At 65.3% G+C, this 18,499-nt stretch carries 14 protein-coding genes; 5 read left to right on the top strand and 9 right to left on the bottom strand.

Features of this window, described 5'->3' with window-relative positions; all coding sequences use genetic code 11:
* Positions 1–60: 60 nt before the first annotated feature.
* Both mfd and ACP150_RS14775 read right to left on the bottom strand, forming a co-directional pair.
* Positions 61–3,555 (bottom strand): transcription-repair coupling factor, encoded by a 3,495-nt coding sequence (gene mfd / locus ACP150_RS14770; protein ID WP_424967432.1) that lies wholly within the window; start codon positions 3,553–3,555, stop codon positions 61–63.
* Between the two features lie 114 nt (positions 3,556–3,669).
* Positions 3,670–4,200, bottom strand: a complete 531-nt coding sequence (locus ACP150_RS14775) for a component of SufBCD complex (protein ID WP_424967433.1) — start codon at positions 4,198–4,200, stop codon at positions 3,670–3,672.
* 114 nt (positions 4,201–4,314) lie between these two features.
* Between ACP150_RS14775 and hemB the strand changes: the two genes are divergently transcribed.
* The 3 genes from hemB (at position 4,315) to ACP150_RS14790 (ending at position 8,617) form a co-directional block, all read left to right on the top strand.
* Positions 4,315–5,316 (top strand): porphobilinogen synthase, encoded by a 1,002-nt coding sequence (gene hemB / locus ACP150_RS14780; protein ID WP_424967434.1) that lies wholly within the window; start codon positions 4,315–4,317, stop codon positions 5,314–5,316.
* A gap of 176 nt (positions 5,317–5,492) precedes the next feature.
* On the top strand, positions 5,493–6,062 hold the full coding sequence (locus tag ACP150_RS14785; RefSeq protein WP_424967435.1) for a YSC84-related protein: 570 nt from the start codon (positions 5,493–5,495) through the stop codon (positions 6,060–6,062).
* 74 nt (positions 6,063–6,136) lie between these two features.
* Complete coding sequence (locus tag ACP150_RS14790; protein WP_424967436.1) at positions 6,137–8,617, top strand: penicillin acylase family protein; 2,481 nt, start codon at positions 6,137–6,139, stop codon at positions 8,615–8,617.
* On the opposite strand, the gene ACP150_RS14795 is transcribed toward ACP150_RS14790, so the two are convergent.
* The gene (locus ACP150_RS14795; RefSeq protein ID WP_424967437.1) at positions 8,614–9,216 is read right to left on the bottom strand and encodes a TetR/AcrR family transcriptional regulator; all 603 of its coding nucleotides are present in this window, start codon (positions 9,214–9,216) and stop codon (positions 8,614–8,616) included. The genes ACP150_RS14790 and ACP150_RS14795 overlap by 4 nt on opposite strands.
* A 98-nt stretch (positions 9,217–9,314) precedes the next feature.
* Here ACP150_RS14795 and ACP150_RS14800 point away from each other — a divergent pair, with 98 nt between their 5' ends.
* A complete protein-coding gene (locus ACP150_RS14800; RefSeq protein WP_424967438.1) occupies positions 9,315–9,677 on the top strand; it encodes a hypothetical protein in 363 nt (120 codons plus the stop codon).
* 30 nt (positions 9,678–9,707) lie between these two features.
* Here ACP150_RS14800 and hflX read toward each other — a convergent pair whose 3' ends face one another.
* From hflX to trkA, 4 genes are all read right to left on the bottom strand, one after another.
* Positions 9,708–10,961 (bottom strand): GTPase HflX, encoded by a 1,254-nt coding sequence (gene hflX, locus ACP150_RS14805; protein WP_424967439.1) that lies wholly within the window; start codon positions 10,959–10,961, stop codon positions 9,708–9,710.
* Positions 10,962–11,002: 41 nt separating this feature from the next.
* The gene (gene hfq, locus ACP150_RS14810; protein WP_424967440.1) at positions 11,003–11,236 is read right to left on the bottom strand and encodes an RNA chaperone Hfq; all 234 of its coding nucleotides are present in this window, start codon (positions 11,234–11,236) and stop codon (positions 11,003–11,005) included.
* A gap of 125 nt (positions 11,237–11,361) precedes the next feature.
* Positions 11,362–12,867 carry a TrkH family potassium uptake protein gene (locus ACP150_RS14815; RefSeq protein ID WP_424967441.1) on the bottom strand — a complete coding sequence of 502 codons (1,506 nt, stop codon included), beginning with the start codon at positions 12,865–12,867 and terminating at the stop codon, positions 11,362–11,364.
* A complete protein-coding gene (gene trkA / locus ACP150_RS14820; protein WP_424967442.1) occupies positions 12,867–14,243 on the bottom strand; it encodes a Trk system potassium transporter TrkA in 1,377 nt (458 codons plus the stop codon). The genes ACP150_RS14815 and trkA overlap by 1 nt, the downstream gene beginning before the upstream one ends.
* Before the next feature lie 105 nt (positions 14,244–14,348).
* On the opposite strand from trkA, the gene ACP150_RS14825 reads away from it, so the two are divergent.
* The gene (locus ACP150_RS14825) at positions 14,349–14,789 is read left to right on the top strand and encodes a hypothetical protein (protein WP_424967443.1); all 441 of its coding nucleotides are present in this window, start codon (positions 14,349–14,351) and stop codon (positions 14,787–14,789) included.
* A 6-nt stretch (positions 14,790–14,795) separates the two neighbouring features.
* On the opposite strand, the gene ACP150_RS14830 is transcribed toward ACP150_RS14825, so the two are convergent.
* Complete coding sequence (locus tag ACP150_RS14830; RefSeq protein WP_424967444.1) at positions 14,796–16,211, bottom strand: sigma-54-dependent transcriptional regulator; 1,416 nt, start codon at positions 16,209–16,211, stop codon at positions 14,796–14,798.
* Positions 16,208–18,460, bottom strand: a complete 2,253-nt coding sequence (locus ACP150_RS14835; RefSeq protein ID WP_424967445.1) for an ATP-binding protein — start codon at positions 18,458–18,460, stop codon at positions 16,208–16,210. The genes ACP150_RS14830 and ACP150_RS14835 overlap by 4 nt, the downstream gene beginning before the upstream one ends.
* Positions 18,461–18,499 lie beyond the last annotated feature (39 nt).

Raw genomic sequence — 18,499 nt, forward strand, 5'->3', positions numbered from 1 at the left:
CGGCCTGCCCGGTCTTCGCATCGGGGGGCACGCGGGCCATGGCCCGCGCAGCGACGCAGGTCAGCCCTTGGCGCTGGCGGCGGGTTTTGCCGCGCCCTTGGCCTGCGCCGCGAGATCCCGCGCGATGGCGAAGGCGCCCTTGATCCGGTCACTTTCCTTGGCCCAGTCCCGACGCACCACGATCTTGTTGTCACGCACCTTGGCCAGCCCGCGCTGGTCCTGAATGAAGGTTACGAGTCCGGCCGGATTGGCGAACTTGTCATTGTGGAACTGCACTGTCGCACCCTTGGGCCCGCCATCCAGCTTGGCGATCCCGGCCTTCTTGCACATCGCCTTGATCCGCACGATCAGCAGCAGCGTGTTGACCTCGCGCGGCAGCTTGCCGAACCGGTCGATCAGCTCGGCGGCAAAGCCTTCGAGCTCGACCTTGGTGGTGAGTTGTGACAGCCGCCGGTAGAGCCCCAGCCGCACGTCGAGATCGGGCACAAAGGCCTCGGGGATCAGGACCGGTACGCCCAGATTGATCTGCGGCGCCCATTGACCATCCATATCCGACACGCCCTCCAGCTCACCGGATTTGATCTTGCCGATCGCCTCCTCAAGCATGGTCTGGTACAGCTCGTAGCCGACTTCGCGGAACTGGCCCGACTGCGCCTCACCCAGAAGGTTCCCTGCCCCGCGAATGTCGAGATCCTGGGACGCAAGCGTGAACCCCGCCCCCAGACTGTCGAGCGAGCCGAGCACCCGCAGCCGCTTTTCCGCGGCGGGCGTCAGTTTCTGGCGCGGTTTCGTGGTCAGATAGGCATAGGCGCGGGTTTTGGCCCGCCCCACCCGGCCCCGGATCTGGTAGAGCTGGCTCAGCCCGAACATATCGGCCCGGTGGATGATCATCGTATTGGCTGTCGGGATATCGAGGCCGGATTCCACGATGGTCGTGGCCAGCAGCACATCGTATTTCCCGTCATAGAACGCGTTCATCCGCTCATCGAGCTCGCCCGCTGCCATCTGGCCATGGGCGATGACAAAGCTCACCTCCGGGACGTGATCGCGCAGGAAGTCCTCGATTTCGGGGATGTCCTTGATGCGCGGCACCACGAAGAAGCTTTGGCCGCCCCGGTAATGCTCGCGCAAGAGCGCCTCGCGCAGGGTGACCGGATCGAATTCCGAGACATAGGTGCGGATCGAGAGCCGGTCCACGGGCGGCGTCCCGATGATCGACAGGTCCCGCACGCCCGACAGGCTGAGCTGCAGGGTGCGCGGGATCGGCGTCGCCGTCAGGGTCAGCACATGCACATCCGAGCGTAGCTCTTTCAGCCGCTCCTTATGGCCAACGCCAAAGCGTTGTTCCTCGTCGATGATCAAGAGGCCGAGATTGTGGAACCGGACATTCTTCGCCAAAAGCGCATGGGTCCCGACCACGATGTCGATGGACCCGGACCCGAGCCCCTTCTTCGTTTCCGAGGCGGACTTTGCGGGCACGAAGCGCGAGAGCGGACGCACCTCCAGCGGGAAGCCACGGAAGCGTTCGGCAAAGCTTTTGTAATGCTGCCGCGCCAGCAGTGTGGTGGGCGCGATCACCGCCACCTGCACCCCCGAGAGGGCCGCGATGAAGGCGGCGCGCATGGCCACCTCGGTCTTGCCGAAGCCCACGTCGCCGCAGATCAGCCGGTCCATGGGCGTGCCCGCCGCAAGATCGCTGACCACATCCTCGATGGCGCTGAGCTGGTCGTCAGTCTCGGTATAGGGGAAGCGGGCCGAAAACGCCTCCCACATATCCGGGGGCGGCTCGAGCATGGGCGCACGGCGCAGGGCGCGTTCGGCGGCGATGCGGATGAGCTTGTCCGCCATCTCGCGGATCCGCTCCTTGAGCTTGGCCTTCTTGGCCTGCCACGCGCCGCCGCCCAGCTTGTCCAGCAGGCCGATCTCCTGCCCGAAACGGCTGAGCAGTTCGATGTTTTCCACCGGCAGATAGAGCCGGTCGCCCCCGGCATATTCCAGCAGCAGGCATTCATGGGGCGCGCCCATGGCGGTGACGGTCTCAAGCCCTTTGAAACAGCCCACCCCGTGATCCACATGGACCACCAGATCCCCGGCGCTGAGGCTTGTCGCCTCCTGCAGGAAGTTCTCGGCCTTGCGTTTGCGCTTGGTGGTGCGGATCAGCCGGTCGCCCAGCACGTCCTGTTCCGAGATCACCGTCAGGCGTGTGCCCGCGGCGTCCTTGCCTTCGAACCCCTCATCCAGCGCCCAGACCAGCAGATGCACGCCCCCGGTCCCGGCGGGCACATCCGACAGCCGCCCGATCTCGGCCAGCCCGGCAACGCCCTGATCCTCCAACAGCCCGCGCAGACGTTCGCGCGCGCCCTCGGACCAGCTTGCGATGACCACCTGGCTCTCGCGGCGCTTGTCGGCGATATGGGCGGCGAGCGCCTCAAAGAGGCCGGTCGCCTCGCTCTGACGCTCCGGCGCGAAATTGCGCCCGATCCGTCCGCCCGCATCCGTGACCCCGGGCCCCGTGGCCGAGGGCAGCACGCTCAGCTGCAGCGTACGGCTCGTGGCGATCTGCGCGGCCTCATCCGCGGGCGGGATATAGAGCAACTCCGGTGGACAGGGTTTATAGACCGTGCCCATCTGCCCCTTCTGCGCCAGCGCGTGGCGCCGGGTTTCATACTGGTCCTGAATGCCTTCCCAACGGCTGAGATGCATCGCCTCGAATTGGTCATCGAGCAACAGGCTCGCCTCGGGCAGGTAGTCGAGCAGGGTCTCAAGCCGGGCGTGGAAGAAGGGCAGCCAATGCTCCATCCCCGCATGTTTGCGCCCCGCCGAGACCGCCTCGTAGAGCGGGTCATCCGTGCCCGCCGCGCCGAACTCGATCCGGTAGGATTGCCGGAACCGGGTGATCGCAGCCTCGTCGAGGATGATCTCCGAGACCGGCGCAAGCTCGATTGCGTCCAGTTTTTCCGTGGTGCGCTGGGTCGCGGGGTCAAACCGGCGCGCGCCGTCCAGTACATCGCCGAACAGATCGAGCCGCACAGGGCCCGGCTGGCCCGGCGGGAAGATGTCGATGATCCCGCCCCGGATCGCGTAATCGCCGGGCTCGGTCACCGTGGGCGCCTGGACAAACCCCATGCGGGTCAGGAACTCGCGCAACCCGCGCTCGTCGATCTGGCCCCCGACCTGCGCCGAGAAGCTTGCCTCCGCCAGCACTGCTCGGGCGGGCACGCGCTGGGTCACCGCGCTCAGCGTCGTCAGCAGGATGAACGGCCCCGGCATGCCATGGGCCAGCGCGGCCAGCGTCGCCATACGCGTGGCGCTGATCTCGGCATTGGGCGAGGAGCGGTCGAAGGGCAAACAATCCCATCCCGGAAACCGCAGCACCGGGATATGCGGGGCACTGACCGCGAGGGCGGCCGCCATGGCCGACATGCGCTTGTCGTCGCGGGCCACGAAGACCGCCTGCCCGCCCGCGCCCTGCGCCTCGCGCGCAACGATCTGCGCGTCGAAGCCTTCGGGCACGCCGGTAACGCGCAATCGTGTCGGAGAGGTTTGGGAGGTCATGGCGTGGAGGTACGTGCTTTGGGGCTGCTGTCAACCGCGGGTTCGGCCGCGTCCGGTGTGATGGCATATTGCCGGGGAGGTCCGGGGTCCTGTCCCGTGCCGGTTTCGGGGCGGTCAGTTGCCGAGGACGCCGACGCTCATGGTCTGCCAGATGCCCCAGAAGGCGGTGATGAAGATCGACACGATCCCCACCAGCTGGGTACAGAGCCGGTGCCGCTTGAGGCCGGCGACCAGATCGGGGCCCTCGGGCTGCTTGTCGAGGATCTCCTGCGCGGTGCGCTGGCTCAGCAGGGTGAGCAGGCAAAAGGGAAAGACCAGAAAGAACAGCGCCTGACACAGTTCGATCCAGTAGAAGAATCCCAGCAGAAAGAGCGCGGTGATCAGGAAGCCGCCAAGGGCCGTGGCCACAAGCCCGGTCCGACCGCTGAAGGCGAGATAGCGACGGGCCTGAATGCGGCTGATCGCGGTCAGATCGCGCCAGGTCTCCGGATCGTTGCGCCGCTGGGCGCGCTGCACCAGATCAAAGGGCACGCCCACGATGTAATGGCTCAGCATGGACCAGAACGCCGCAAGCACGATCCAGTACCACATGCTGGAAAACGAGCGGGCGTCGATGAGCTCGGAGATGGTGAGATGCAGGTCCAAGGGCACAATCCTGAAGGCGCGTGCGCGGACCATAGGCAGGTGCGCAGGGGAGTTCCAGCCTTGAGATACGGGCAATTTCGTGGCACCCAGATCAGAGTTACGAAAAGGCCCAACATGCGACCGACACAAGCCCCGTTTCCCCATTTCCGTCCCCGTCGGCTGCGCCGCACCCCTGCCCTGCGCAATCTGACGCGGCAGGCGGAGCTGACCGTGCATGACCTGATCTGGCCGATCTTTGTCAGCGAACCCGACGGGGCGGTGCCCGTGGCCTCGATGCCCGGGGTGAGCCGCGTGACGGTCGAGGGGGCCGTGCGCGCTGCCGAGCGGGCGGCGCGGCTCGGGATCCCGGCGATCTGCATCTTTCCCTATACGGATCCGGCCCTGAAGACCCTGCTCTGCGAAGAGGCCTGGAACCCCGAAAACCTCAGCAATCGCGCAATCCGGGCGATCAAGGCCGAGGTGCCCGAGATTGCCGTGATGACCGATGTGGCGCTTGACCCGTACAATATCAACGGCCATGACGGCATCGTCCGGGACGGCGTGATCGTGAATGACGAAAGCGTCGGCGCGCTGGTGAAGATGGCCGTGGCGCAGGCCGAGGCCGGGGCCGATATCCTCGGCCCCTCGGACATGATGGATGGCCGGATCGGCGCAATGCGTGCAGCGCTCGAGGCGTCGGGTCATACGGATGTGACGATCCTGAGCTATGCCGCGAAATACAGCTCTGGCTTTTACGGGCCTTTCCGCGATGCGGTGGGCGCGTCCGGGGCGCTGGTGGGCGACAAGAACACCTACCAGATGGATCCGGGCAATTCCGACGAGGCGCTGCGGATGATCGAACGCGACCTGGCCGAGGGCGCGGATATGGTCATGGTCAAACCGGGCATGCCCTATCTCGACATCTGCCGCCGGGTGAAGGACGCGTTCGGCGTGCCGACCTATGCCTATCAGGTCTCTGGCGAATACGCGATGATCCAGGCCGCGGTGGCCAATGGCTGGCTCGACCATGACAAGGTGATGTTTGAGTCGCTTCTGGCTTTCAAGCGCGCCGGGTGCGACGGGATCCTGACCTATTTCGCACCGACCGTGGCCGAGCGCCTCAACGGGATCGCATAAACCCGCCCGTTTTCCGCACGCAGCGGCCAATATGCAGGGATGTGAGGTGACAGACCGCACTCCCTCGTTTAAAACACGACATCAAGGGGCCATAGAGCCCCCAGCCACCAAACCGGCTGGATCCCGGCCATACAGGCAGCGCCGGCCCAGTCGACGTCATGAGAAAGAGCGAGCAGATGACACAGAAAATCACACGGCGCGGTGCCGTTTTGGGCGCAAGCCTTGGGGCACTTGTGGCCCTTGCGGGCTGCGCTTCGGTCGAGGGCAGCGCCCAGCGGGCCGCAACCATTGATCAGCGCGTGGATGCCGCGATGCTGTTTCTGGAATCGAGCGTGCCCGGAGCCGCCGATCTGGGGCGCAAGGCCTCCGGCGTGCTGGTGATGCCGCTGATCACCGAGGCCGGGTTCGGCGTGGGCGGGGCCTATGGCAAGGGCGCGCTGCGGATCAACGGCGCGACGATCGACTACTACCAGGGCACCCAGGCCAGCTTCGGCTTCCAGATCGGCGCACAGCAATACGCCCATGCGATCTTCTTCATGACCGAAGAAGCACTGCAGAAATTCCGCAATGGCAATGGGCTCACCGTGGGCGGCGATCTCGAGATCACCCTCGCAGATACGGGCGAGGCCATCAGCGCCGAAACCCTGACCGCGCGTGACCCGGTGGTTGGAATCATCTTCGGTCAGGCGGGCCTGATTGCGGGCGCATCCCTGAACGGGACGGTCTATAACCGCATCATCCCCTGATCCTCGGGGAGGTGACCGCCCCTCCGGGCGCGCCAAGGGAATGACCGGGCCCGTCCCGGGGTGGAAAGGGTGATATGGCGCGGCTCCTGAAATGGATGATGCGGATCCTGTTGGCCAGTCTCGCATGTGTCGGGATCGGCCTCGGGTTCACCTATTATTTCGCCTCCCGGTCGATCCCGGATTACGATGGCAGCTACGCGCTGCAAGGGGTGTCCGCGCCGGTCGAGATCGTGCGCGACACCCACAATGTTCCTCATATCTTTGGCCAGACCGATGCCGACAGCTATTTCGGTCTCGGCTTCGTCCATGCCCAGGATCGCCTGTGGCAGATGGTGATGATGCGCCGCACGGCGCAGGGACGGCTGTCCGAGCTCTTTGGCAGCCGCACCCTGCAGATCGACGACCTGCTGCGTCGGTTCGATTTCTACCGGCTCGCGCAATCCTCGGTCGATGCGCTCTCACCGGCGACGATCGAAGCGCTGGAGGCCTATGCAGCGGGGGTGAACGCCTGGATCGCCGAGGTGAACAAGGGCGCGCTGGGGCGCGGTGCGCCGGAGTTTTTCCTGTTCGAGCCCGAAATCGCCCCCTGGCAGCCCGCGGATTCCGTGGTGATGATCAAGCTCATGGCGCTGCAGCTGAGCTGGCACATGCAGACCGAGGTGCTGCGCGCCCGGATCTCGCTCGCCCTGCCGCCGGAGCGGGTGCTGGATATCCTGCCCGAGAGCCCGGGCGCGGGCCTGACCGTGCTGCCGGAATTCGCCAGCCTTGTACCCGGCGTCGACCGGCGTCAGGCCTTCGCGGGCGCGCCTCTGCCGCTTGATCCGCTCTCGCCGCTCCATCCCCGTCCCTTTGCGGGCGCGTCGAATGCCTGGGCCGCGGCCCCCTCGCGCTCGGCCGCCGGGGGCACGCTTCTGGCCAATGATCCGCATCTGGAATTCACGGCCCCGGCGATCTGGTACCTTGCGCGGATGGATCTCGGCGCGGGTGGCGTGATCGGCGGCACGGTGCCGGGCATCCCGGCAGTTCTGACCGGACGCAACGGGTTTCTCGGCTGGGGCCTGACCTCGAGCTATGCCGATGATCAGGACCTCTTCATCGAGCAGCTCAACCCCGACAATCCCGAGGAATACCTGACCCCGGAGGGCTACAAGCCCTTCCGCACGCGCCGTTCGGTCATCGAGGTGAAGGATGCCACGCCGGTGACCATCACCCTGCGCTGGACCCAGAACGGGCCGGTCCTGCCCGGGCAGCACTATAACCTTGCGAGCATCACGCCCCAGGGCCACGTGGCCGCGCTGGCCTGGACGGCGCTGAGCCCGAATGACACGTCGATGGATGCCGCGCTGAACCTGATGGCGGCGCGCGACGTGGAGGGTGCGATCGAGGTGGGGCGCGATTTCATCGCCCCGGCCCAGAACCTGACCCTCGCCGATGCCGAGAGGGTGGCGTTCCAGACCGTCGGCGCCCTGCCCCGCCGCGCCGCGGCTCATCAAAGCCTTGGTCGCCTGCCCACCCCCGGCTGGCGGCCCGAGAACCGCTGGCAAGGGGCGCTGGGCTATGCGGCCAACCCGCGCTTCGTGGATCCGCAGAGCGGCCTTTTGGGCAATACCAACAACAAGGTGATCGACCGCCCCTTCCCGTTCCACATGTCCTATGACTGGGGCGACACCCAACGGGTCCAGCGCTGGGAACGGCTCATGGGAGCGCGGCAGGTCCACACCCGCGACAGCTTCATCGAGGCGCAGCTCGACACGGTCAGCCAGGGCGCGCGGACCTTGCTGCCGCTGGTGGCGCGGGACCTTTGGTTCTCGGAAGAGGCCTCGGCCCTCGGCTCCCAATCCCGGGACCGTCGCATCGCGCTCGACCTTCTGGCCGAGTGGAATGGCGAGATGTCCGAGCATCTGCCCGAGCCGCTGATCTATACCGCCTGGATGCGCGCCCTGCAGGACCGCCTGATCCGCGACGAGCTTGGGCCCCTCGCGGACGAGTTCCGCCACCCGGAGGTGCTGTTCCTCGAACGGGTCTTCCGCGATGTGGACGGCGCGAGCATCTGGTGCGATGTGGTCCAGAGCAGCGAGGTCGAGACCTGCACCCTGCAAGCCCGCCGGGCGCTCGACGACGCGCTGCTGTCCCTATCGGAGGCCTTCGGTCGCGCGGTAGAGGGCTGGCGCTGGGGCGATGCCCATGAAGCCACCCATGATCACCCGGTGTTGGGCGCGGCCCCGTTCATCGGCCCGCTTCTGAACATTCGGCAATCCACCAGCGGCGGGGACACGACCCTGATGCGCGGTGTGACCAAGGGGACCGGGCCGAACCCCTATCTCAACACCCATGGCGGGGCCTATCGCGGGGTTTACGACTTCGCAGATCCCGACAGTTCGGTCTTCATCATCTCCACCGGGCAATCCGGTCACCCGCTGTCGCGGCATTACGACGATCTGGGGGAGCTTTGGCGGCGCGGGGAATACATCCCCATGACGCTGGATCCCGACCTTGCCCGTGCAGGCGCGAATGGGGTGACCCTGCTCTATCCGGCCGAGGCTGCACAGCCCTAGGCGGGATAGAACGTTTCGAGCTGTGTGAGGGCGCGGGCCGCCCGGGCCTTGCGCGCCGTGGCCTCGGGCGGGGATTGGTGTCCGGCCACAACGCGAATCTGCAGGTCTCCGATCAGAAGGCTGAGATAAACCTCTGTGATCTCTTGGAAATCTGTTCCGCGCGAGAGCATCCCGTCGCCCTGCGCCTGTTGCACCACCCGGGCGATCAAGGGGGCGACGGTGCCGCGACCAGCATCCGACAGGGCCGCGCCAAGCGCGCCGCTCGGATCCGCCGCCGCCGCCCGATTGAGCGCGATGGCCCGCGGGCTCAGCAGCAGCCCCAGAAGCTGTGGCCCGATCTGATCAAGCGTCTCGCGCGGAGACGCTCCGCCCTCCGGCGCCGTTTCGAGCGCCGCGCGCAACTCGGCTGCGTTGCGTGCGACCAGCGCTTTGAACAGGCCCACCTTGTTGCCATACCAACTGTAGAGCGTGCCGTTGGACGCCTTGGCCCGCTGTGCGACCGACAAAACGGACATACCCGCGAAGCCCTTTTCTTCGAGGACATCGAAGGCAGCCTCTTCGATGGCTGCTTGTCGGTCTCGCTTGTTTTCAGCGCGCATCACGTCACCTCCTCTCGGTCTTGACGACAACCGTACAGGTGATTACGGATATGAGCAACCGTACACCTTGTTACACTTTTGACGAAAGGAAGAGAAAGATGACCTGTCGCTATAGCCAGGCGGGGCTCGCGGCCCTGATCGTATTGCAAGTGGTGATGCTGAGCGCGCTATATGCCGGGGTGGCCCCACACCCGCCAGCCACCACACCGCTTTTCGCCATTGGTCCGTTCATTGGCGCCTCTGTTGCGGCGGCTCTGGCGGCGGTGTGGATCGGCCCGGCGGAGCGTGCAGGGCGCGGCCTGATGGTGTTGGCCGCCCTGGGCGCGCTGGTCTCTTTCGGGCCGCAGAAATACGTCGATCCGCAGATCGCGCTGATCTGGCCCGCTGTTCTGAGCGGTCAGGTGGCGGCGGCTGTGGTGCTGTGGCGCGCGCTGCTCGCCAGACGCGTAGAGGCCGCGTGACCGGTCGGGGCTGGGATCAGCGGGCTGGGATCAGGTCCCGGCCCCTTCCCTGACGGCAAAGCGGGCCTTTTGCGCCGGGGTCCAGCGCACCTGTAGCTCATAGCCATCCTCGGTCTGCGCCTCGCCCTCGACCACGCCCTGCTCGAACAGCCAGGCCCGCGCCCGCCCCTCGGCATAGGGGATCAGCAGGGTCTCATCGGTCACCGCCGGGGTCAGAAGTGCTGCCACCGTTTCGTGCAGCGCATCGAACCCGTCTCCGCGCACCGCCGAGATCGCGAGCACATCCTCCTGCCGCGCCGCCGAGATGCGCAGGGCATCGGCCTCGGCCTCGGGCAGCAGGTCGATCTTGTTCCAGATCTCCACCATCCGGGTCGTGTCCTTGACCCCCAGCGCATCGAGGATCTTGTGCACATCCTCCGCCTGCGCCGCGCTGTCGGGATGGGCGATGTCGCGCACGTGCAGGATCAGATCGGCGTCGAGCACCTCTTCCAGCGTCGCGCGAAAGGCCGCGACCAGCTCGGTCGGCAGGTTCGAGATGAAGCCCACCGTGTCCGAAAGAATCACGTCAAGCCCCGTGGGCAGTTTCAACGCGCGCATGGTTGGATCGAGCGTGGCAAAGAGCATGTCCTTTGCCATCACCTCTGCCCCGGTCAGGTGGTTGAACAGGGTCGATTTTCCGGCGTTGGTATAGCCCACAAGCGCCACGATCGGATAGGGCACCTTCTTGCGCGCGGCGCGGTGCAGCTCGCGGGTTTTCACCACCTTGGCAAGCTGTCGCTTGATCCGGGTCACCGCCTCGTCAATCGCGCGGCGGTCCGCCTCGATCTGGGTCTCACCGGGGCCGCCGACAAAGCCGAGCCCACCGCGCTGCCGCTCCAGGTGGGTCCAGGACCGCACAAGGCGCGTCCGCTGATAGGCCAGCGCGGCCAGTTCCACCTGCAGAACACCTTCGCGCGTTCTGGCCCGGTCCGCGAAAATCTCGAGAATCAGGCCCGTCCGGTCGAGGATCTTGGTCTTCCAGGCGCGTTCCAGATTGCGCTGCTGCACCGGGCTGACAGGGCCGTCGATCAACACCAGCCCGATCTCTTCGGCCTTGATGCGCGCGCCCAGCTCCTCGATCTTGCCCGATCCGAACAGCAATCCCGGTTGCACCTTGGGCAGGCGCACGTTTTCGGCCCCCACCACCTCGAGACGTGGCAGGGCCGCCGCGAGCGACACGGCCTCTTCCAGAGCCGGGCCCGCCAGACGGCGCTCCCGGTCCGAGGTCAGTTCGGGGTGCAGCACCAGAGCACGGGTCTGCTCGGGTGCGTGATCATAATAGTCGGTCAGTCTTCGCCCTCGTACAGGCTGATCGGCTGGGTCGGCATGACGGTCGAGATCGCATGCTTGTAAACAAGCTGGCTCTGGCCGTCGCGACGCAGCAGAACGCAGAAATTATCAAACCATGTGATAACCCCCTGCAATTTCACGCCATTAATAAGGAATACCGTTACCGGAACCTTTGTTTTACGAACATGATTGAGAAACGCGTCCTGCAAATTCTGTTTGTCGCCGGCCATTCTGAGTGCCTTTTTCTTGTGCTGTGCCGCAAATGAAATCGCGGATAACTCTGACTAAGCCCGAGTATGTGATGTGCACGCGGGGGATTCCAGCCCTAAAGGCAGGCACATAGCGGAAATGCGCTCTAGTTGCGCCAGAAATCCGGATTGAGCAGGGCCAGAATGGCCAGCGTTTCAAGCCTGCCGAGGACCATGGCTGCGCAAAGAATGAATTTCGCGCTTTCCGGAAGTGCCGCATAGGAAATGGGCACTTCGGTCGCAATCGTCGCAATTGGCCCGGTGGTGGTGAGAGCCGCGAAGGTCAGTAATGTGGCTTCCTCGAACCCGAGTCCGGTAAGTGCCAATGCGGACATCACGAGCGCGATAGATAGGGCAAAAAGCATGAAAAAGATCCATGCAATTGTGGACCCCTCGCGGCGCAACCGACGCCCCGTATAGCCCGCGCTGTTCACCGAGGAGGGATGGATCAACCGCTCCATCTCGCGGACACCATGCTTGTAAAGAACATAGACCCGCAGCAGCTTCACCCCGCCTGCCGTGGTCGCCACCCCGCCCCCAAACAGCGCGATCCCCGCCAGCAAAAGCCCCGGCGTCCCAAGACCGGACCAGTTCTGCGCCGCCGCCCAGGAGGTGCTCTCGAATCCGGTCGTGGTGAGGAAGGACAGCACCATGAACATGCTGCCCCAAAGCGCGGACAGCGCGCTCTCGTCGAGCTGCGAATGGACCTCGAACGCACCGAGCCAATGGCGCAGGAAGAGAAAGAGCGGGATGACAAGAACGAAGATCAGGGCGATGCGCAGCTCCCGGTCGCGGCGCAGCTCGCGCCAGTTCGGGCTGAGTCCACCGATGAAACTGCGCCGTGTGATGGCAAAGATCAGGAACACGAAAATCGCGATCTCGGCGAGCGCGCCCTTGGGGGCCTCCCCCGGCAGATCCCCCGCGGTGATCCCGCTCGTGGACAGGGTCGACATGGCATAGATCAGCCCCTCGGCCGGTCCCGAGCCGCACAGGATCATCGCCAGCCAGAGCATCCCCGTAAGCGTGATGTAGATCGGAGCAAGCCGCAGGGCGAAGCGGATCAGCCGGGTCGAGGCCGCGGATTTGCCGCTGGTCTCGCGGGTGCTGCGGCCCTGCCCGGCCTCCTGCACCGAGGTGACCTCGAACCCGCCGAGGGTCAGCGGTGCCATCACCGCGAAGGCCGTCACCCAGATCAGGAACCCGCCGAGCCAGCCCACGGTCGCGCGCCACAGATGCACCGGCATGGGCAGGCGGTCGGGCTCGAACAGGGTCGCGCCGGTGGTGGTGATCGAAGAGACCATCTCCACATAGGCGTTGCTGAACCGGGTGTCCGGCACGGCCTCGGCCAGCGGCACGGCGAGCATGACCGGCAAGGCCGAGAAAGTCAGCAGGAGCGCAACCAGTTGACGTCGCTCACTATGCGGCGCGGGGATGTTCATCGTCGCAAGGCCCAGCAAGAGGACCAAGGTCAGAAACAGGATCCCGCCATAGAGGAAGGGCCGCGCAATCTCATGCTGGCCAATCGCCCCGGCATAGAGCGCCGGGATGAACATCGCGAGGGCGCCGATCCCCATCAGCACCACGATCAGAGGAAAGCGCCGCAGGGCCTGCATCAGAAGAAGTCGATCGAGACCTGCAGCAGGCGCTCGACCTCTGGCACGTCCTTGGACAGGGCGAACATCACGATCACCGAGGTCTCGTCGATGCGGGTGCTGCCCTTGGGGCGGATGACCTTGCCATCCTTCAGGATCCCGGCCAGCAGCACGCCCTCGGGAAAGTCCACATCGCGCACCAGCTGTCCGGCTAGCGGCGAGGTCGACAGGACCTGCGCCTCGATCACCTCGGCCTCGGCATCGCCGATGGAATAGACCGTGCGCACCCGGCCATGGCGCACGTGGCGCAGGATGGAGCTGACGGTGGTGGCACGCGGGTTGATATAGGCGTCGATGTCAAGCGGGCCGAGCAGGGGCACCAGCGTCGGATCATTGACCAGCGAGATCGCCACTGGACAGCCCTCGGATTTGGCGCGCACCCCCGAGAGCAGGTTGGTCTTGTCATCATCGGTGATGCAGAGCACCGCATCGGCCTTTTCGATATTGGCCTCGCGCAGAAGCTCCACGTTCAGACCGTCGCCATTGAGAACAATCGTGCGTTCCAGCGCATCCGCGGCCCGTTCAGCCCGCTTGCGGTCGCGCTCGATCATCTTCACCCGGACACGGTTCTCACGCTTTTCCAACTGGCGCGCCACGGCGAGGCCCACATTGCCCCCGCCCACAATGACCACCCGTTCAAGCTTGCCCACGGTCTTGCCGAAAACCTCGAGCGTGCGGGCCACATCGGCGTCCTTGCAGAAGAGATAGACCTGATCCCCCTCAAAGAGCTGGTCCCCCGGCTCCGGCACAAAGAGCGTGCCCTGCCGTCGGATACCGACCACCATCACATGCAGGGTCGAGAACAGGTCCGTAAGCTGGCGCAGCGGCGTCGAGAGCACCGGGCAGTCCGGGTCCAGCACGATGCCCAAAAGCTGCGCCTTGCCGTCGAGAAACTCTTCCGTATCAAACGCCGCCGGTGCCGAGAGCCGTTGCAACGCAGCCTCGGCCACCTCGCGTTCAGGGCTGATCACCACGTCGATCGGCAGGTGGTCGCGGCGATAGAGATCCGAATAGATCGCGGTCAGATAGCTCTGGGCCCGCAGGCGCGCGATCTTGCGCGGGATCTCGAAGATCGAGTGGGCGATCTGACAGATCACCATGTTCACTTCGTCCGAAAAGGTCGCGGCGATAATCATATCCGCGTCCCGGGCCCCGGCCGAGGTCAGAACATCCGGGTAGGAGGCAAAGCCGGTGATCCCCTGCACATCCAGCGTATCGGTGGCGCGGCGCACCAATTCGGGGTTGTTGTCCACGACGGTCACGTCGTTGCGCTCGCCCGACAGGAAGCGGGCAATCTGCCAGCCCACCTGCCCTGCTCCACAAATGATGACTTTCATAGACCCGCCTCATCTCGGTATGCTTCCCGGCATACTTGGTTGCGCGCGCGGTGAAAAGGCTTGCGCCGCGTGAGGCCGTCCCGCGGGCGGCAGAGGAGAGCACGGATGCGCAAAGCAGTGGCACTGATCGGAGTGGCGGCCCTTGGCCTGACGGGCTGCGCGCCGGTGATCGTCTATGACCAGCCCGGCGTCACCGTGGCGCAACTGGCCAGCGATCTGGAACGCTGCGCCCTGCGCGCCCGATCCATCGCGCCGCGCGACGTGCAGCGCGAACGCCGCACGGTCGAGGTGATCGAGTATCGCTACGGCGTGCCGCGCATCGCCTATGACCGACAATGGGTGGATGTGGACATCAATGCGGGCCTGCGCGAGGAAAGCCGTCTGAACTGTCTGGAGGCGGCTGGCTACAGCCTGGCGCAGATCCCGAGCTGCAGCGCCGGACGTGCGGGCGAGATCACGCCCGCCACACGACAGGTCGCGGCGAGCGAGACCTCCTGTGCGGCAAAGATCTCGGGCGTGGGGCCTGTCATCCTGCCCGGAAGCTGAGCGCGCTCAGACCTCGTTCTCGCTGTCTTGCGGCTCCACATGGGCGACCCGCGCGCCGGATTTGGTCGAGGTCACGACGTTCAGCGACTTGAGCTTGCGGTGAAGCGCCGAGCGCTCCATCCCGACAAAGGCCGCCGTACGCGAGATATTCCCGCCAAAGCGGTTGATCTGCGTCATCAGGTATTCGCGTTCGAATAGCTCGCGCGCCTCGCGCAGGGGCAAAGTCGCCAAGGTGCCGGACACGACGCCCGTCCCGCCCGGTTCTTCCGAACCGCCGGAGCTCGGCAGTTCATCGGGCTCGATCGGGCCATCCGCATTGCCGAGGATCAGCACCCGCTCGATCACGTTCTTGAGCTGCCGCACATTTCCCGGCCAGATCATCGTCTGCAACATCGCCTCGGCCTCGGTGCCCAGATCGCGGTTCGGCAGGCCCTGGCTCTCGTTGAAATGTTCGATGAAATGGCGCGCGAGCACCGGGATATCCTCGCGCCGTTCCCCGAGCGACGGCACGGCAATCGGCACAACGTTCAGCCGGTGATAGAGCTCCTGGCGGAACCGGCCCGAGCTGACAGCCTCTTCGAGATTGGCGGTCGAGGATGAAATCACCCGCAAATCGACCTTGATCTTCTGGTTCCCGCCGACCCGTTCGAACTGCTGATCGACCAGCACCCGCAGGATCTTGGACTGGGTGCCGGCGGGCATGTCCGCCACTTCGTCGAGAAAGATCACTCCGCCATCGGCCAGCTCCAAGAGGCCCTTCTCGATCGACTTGTCCGCGCCCTCGCGCCCAAACAGCACATCCTCCATCCGGTCCGCCTCGATCGCGGCGGAGTTCACGGTGATGAAGGGGCCCGATGCGCGGTTCGAATTGGCGTGGATATAGCGGGCCGCGACCTCCTTGCCGCTGCCCGACGGGCCGGTCAGCATCACGCGACCATTGGACCGGGTCACCTTGTCGAGCTGGCTGCGCAGGGTTTTCATCGCCGCCGACGTGCCGAGCAGATCGGTGGAGACCGGCCCCTGACGTTTCAGCTCGGCGTTTTCGCGGCGCAGCTTCGAGGTCTCCATCGCCCGCTTCACTACCAGCAGCAACTGATCGATATTGAAGGGCTTTTCAATGAAGTCATAGGCCCCCTGCTTGATCGCGGCGACGGCGATTTCGATATTGCCGTGACCGGAAATGATCACGATGGGGATCTCCGGACGCTCGCGTTTGACCTTCACGAGGATGTCGATGCCATCCATGCTCGAATCCTTGAGCCAGATATCGAGGATCATCAGCCCGGGGGGCTGGGCCTCGATCTGGGCCATGCAATCCTCGGCATTTCCAACCGTGCGAGTGGCGTAGCCTTCGTCCTGCAGGATGTCCGAGACAAGCTCCCGGATGTCTTTTTCGTCGTCGATGATCAGTATGTCGGTCATGCTGTTTCGATCTTTTTATTGGGCGTGTCTGTCGTGGAAGGGTCTGCATCCGTGGCGGCTGGCGGTGGATGGCAGGGCAAGCGGATCAGGGCCTCGGCCCCGGGCGGATCACCGGGGGCGAAGGGCGGCGCGGTCACAAGCTCGAGCGTGCCCTGATGCTCTTCGATGATCTTGCGCACGATGGGCAGGCCGAGGCCCGTGCCCTTGTCGCGCGTGGTCACATAAGGCTCGAACAGCTTGGCCGGATTGTCGGGCAGACCGATGCCGTTATCGGCGATCCGCAACTCCGCCTCGCGACCATGGGTTCGCAATTGCACGCGAATTTCGCCCGGGCGCGTATCGCCGGAATTGCCTGACAAGCGGCTCTCGATGGCCTCGCCCGCATTCTTCAGAAGGTTGGTCAGCGCCTGGCTCAGCAGCGTGGGATCCAGCTCGGCGCGCACGGGGTCCTGGGCGATCTCGGTGACAAAGCGGGTATCGGGCTGGGCCACCTGTTGCAGCAGCACCGCGTCCCGCACCAGATTGGCCAGATCGGTCTCGGCGGTCTCCGGTTCGGGCATGCGCGCGAATTTCGAGAACTCGTCCACGATCCGACGCAGGTCATTGGTCTGCCGGATCACCACATCGCTGAGCTCCACCAGCGCGGGACCATCCTCGCCCAGCTTGGGGCCAAACTTGCGCTTCATCCGCTCGGCAGAGAGCTGGATCGGCGTCAGCGGGTTCTTGATCTCATGGGCGATGCGCCGGGCCACGTCCCCCCAGGCCGCCATACGCTGGGCCGATGCCAGATCGGTCACGTCGTCAAAGGCGATCACGTAGCCCTCGAGCATGTCATCGGTGTTGGCCCGCCGCGCCATCCGCACCAGCAGGCTTTCCGAGCGGCCCTGTCGGCTGAGCACGATCTCCTGCTGGGTGACGTCGCGATTGCCGAATTGCAGCCGGTCAAAGAGCTCGGCGAACTCGGGCACGACCTGTCGCAGCTTGCGGCCACTGGCGCCGTCCTCCTCGAGCCCGAGCATGGTCGTGGCCGAGCGGTTCATGAATTCCACCTTGCCGTCCGGATCGAGACCGATCACCCCCGCCGTGACCGAACCCAGCACGGAATCGAACAGTCGCCGGCGGCTTTCGATCTGGCTGGTGTTGTCCAGAAGCGCGTCGCGCTGCCCCTTGAGCTGCCGTGTCATCTGGTTGAAGAGCCGTCCCAGCATGGCGATCTCGTCATCGCCCGTCTGCTCGGGGACCTTCACGTCGAGATCCCCTGCTCCGACCCGTTGCGCCGCGCCCGCCAGACGCCCGACCGGTCGCGCGAGCCGCTCGGCGAACCAGAGCCCCAGCCAGATCGATGCGATGATCAGCACCACCGCGAACCCGATATAGAGCAGCCCGAAATCAAAGAGGAGCCGCCCCCGATCGCTCTCCAACTGGTTGAAAAGCTGCACGGTTTCCTGCGTGTCATCGAGCAGGGTCAGGATCTGCCCGTCCACGTCGCGGCTAACATAGAGATAGCGGTCCACATGGCGGCGCAGCTTGATCAGGGCGCGGAACTCGTTGTTCGGCCAGTCCTCGATCACCACCGGAATGCTGCTATCGGCGGCGGCCATCTGCTCCAGCGTGGGTTGCTCGAAATCGAACAGGTAGCTGCGCTCGCCCCGCACGCGGATCTCGCCCAGACTGTTGACGATATAGGCCTCGCGCAGGCCCCGCTGTACCCGGCCCTGCCCCTGCGCCAAAAGCTGGCGCAGGTCGCCATCGCTGAGAAAGACCCGCTCCACTCGGGCGCGGTCGAGGAAGGCCGCGAGCGCCGAGGTGTCGATCTGCAACTGGACCCGTTTTTCCTGTTCATAGGCCTCTGCCGCCGAAAGCGACGCGCCCAGAACCCGCTGGACCCGGTCCGAGAACCAGCCCTCCAACCCGAAATTCACCGTGATCGTGGCAAAAACCGCGACCAGAACCGTGGGCACGAGGGCCACGATGGCGAAGACGCCCGTCAGGCGCAGGTGCAGCCGCGAGCCCGCCGAGCGCGCCCGCCGCGCGGCGATCATCCGCGCCACCCGCTGCAGCACGAGCGCCGCGAGGACCAGAACATAGACGAAATCGGCGAGGATCACGATCCGGAGCGAGGTGGCATCGGCCCCCTGATCAAGTGGGCCCAGCACAAGGAAGGTCGCGACCGCCAGCACTGGCGCCAGGGCCACCATGCCGAAGGTGGTCCAGGTCTGCACCGCGCGGAGGGACACGTATTGCGCCATCCAACGACTTACATATCGCCCAGGGGCTGCTCGCACGTT

The organism is Dinoroseobacter sp. S375 (assembly GCF_049800775.1).
Taxonomy (GTDB): domain Bacteria; phylum Pseudomonadota; class Alphaproteobacteria; order Rhodobacterales; family Rhodobacteraceae; genus Dinoroseobacter.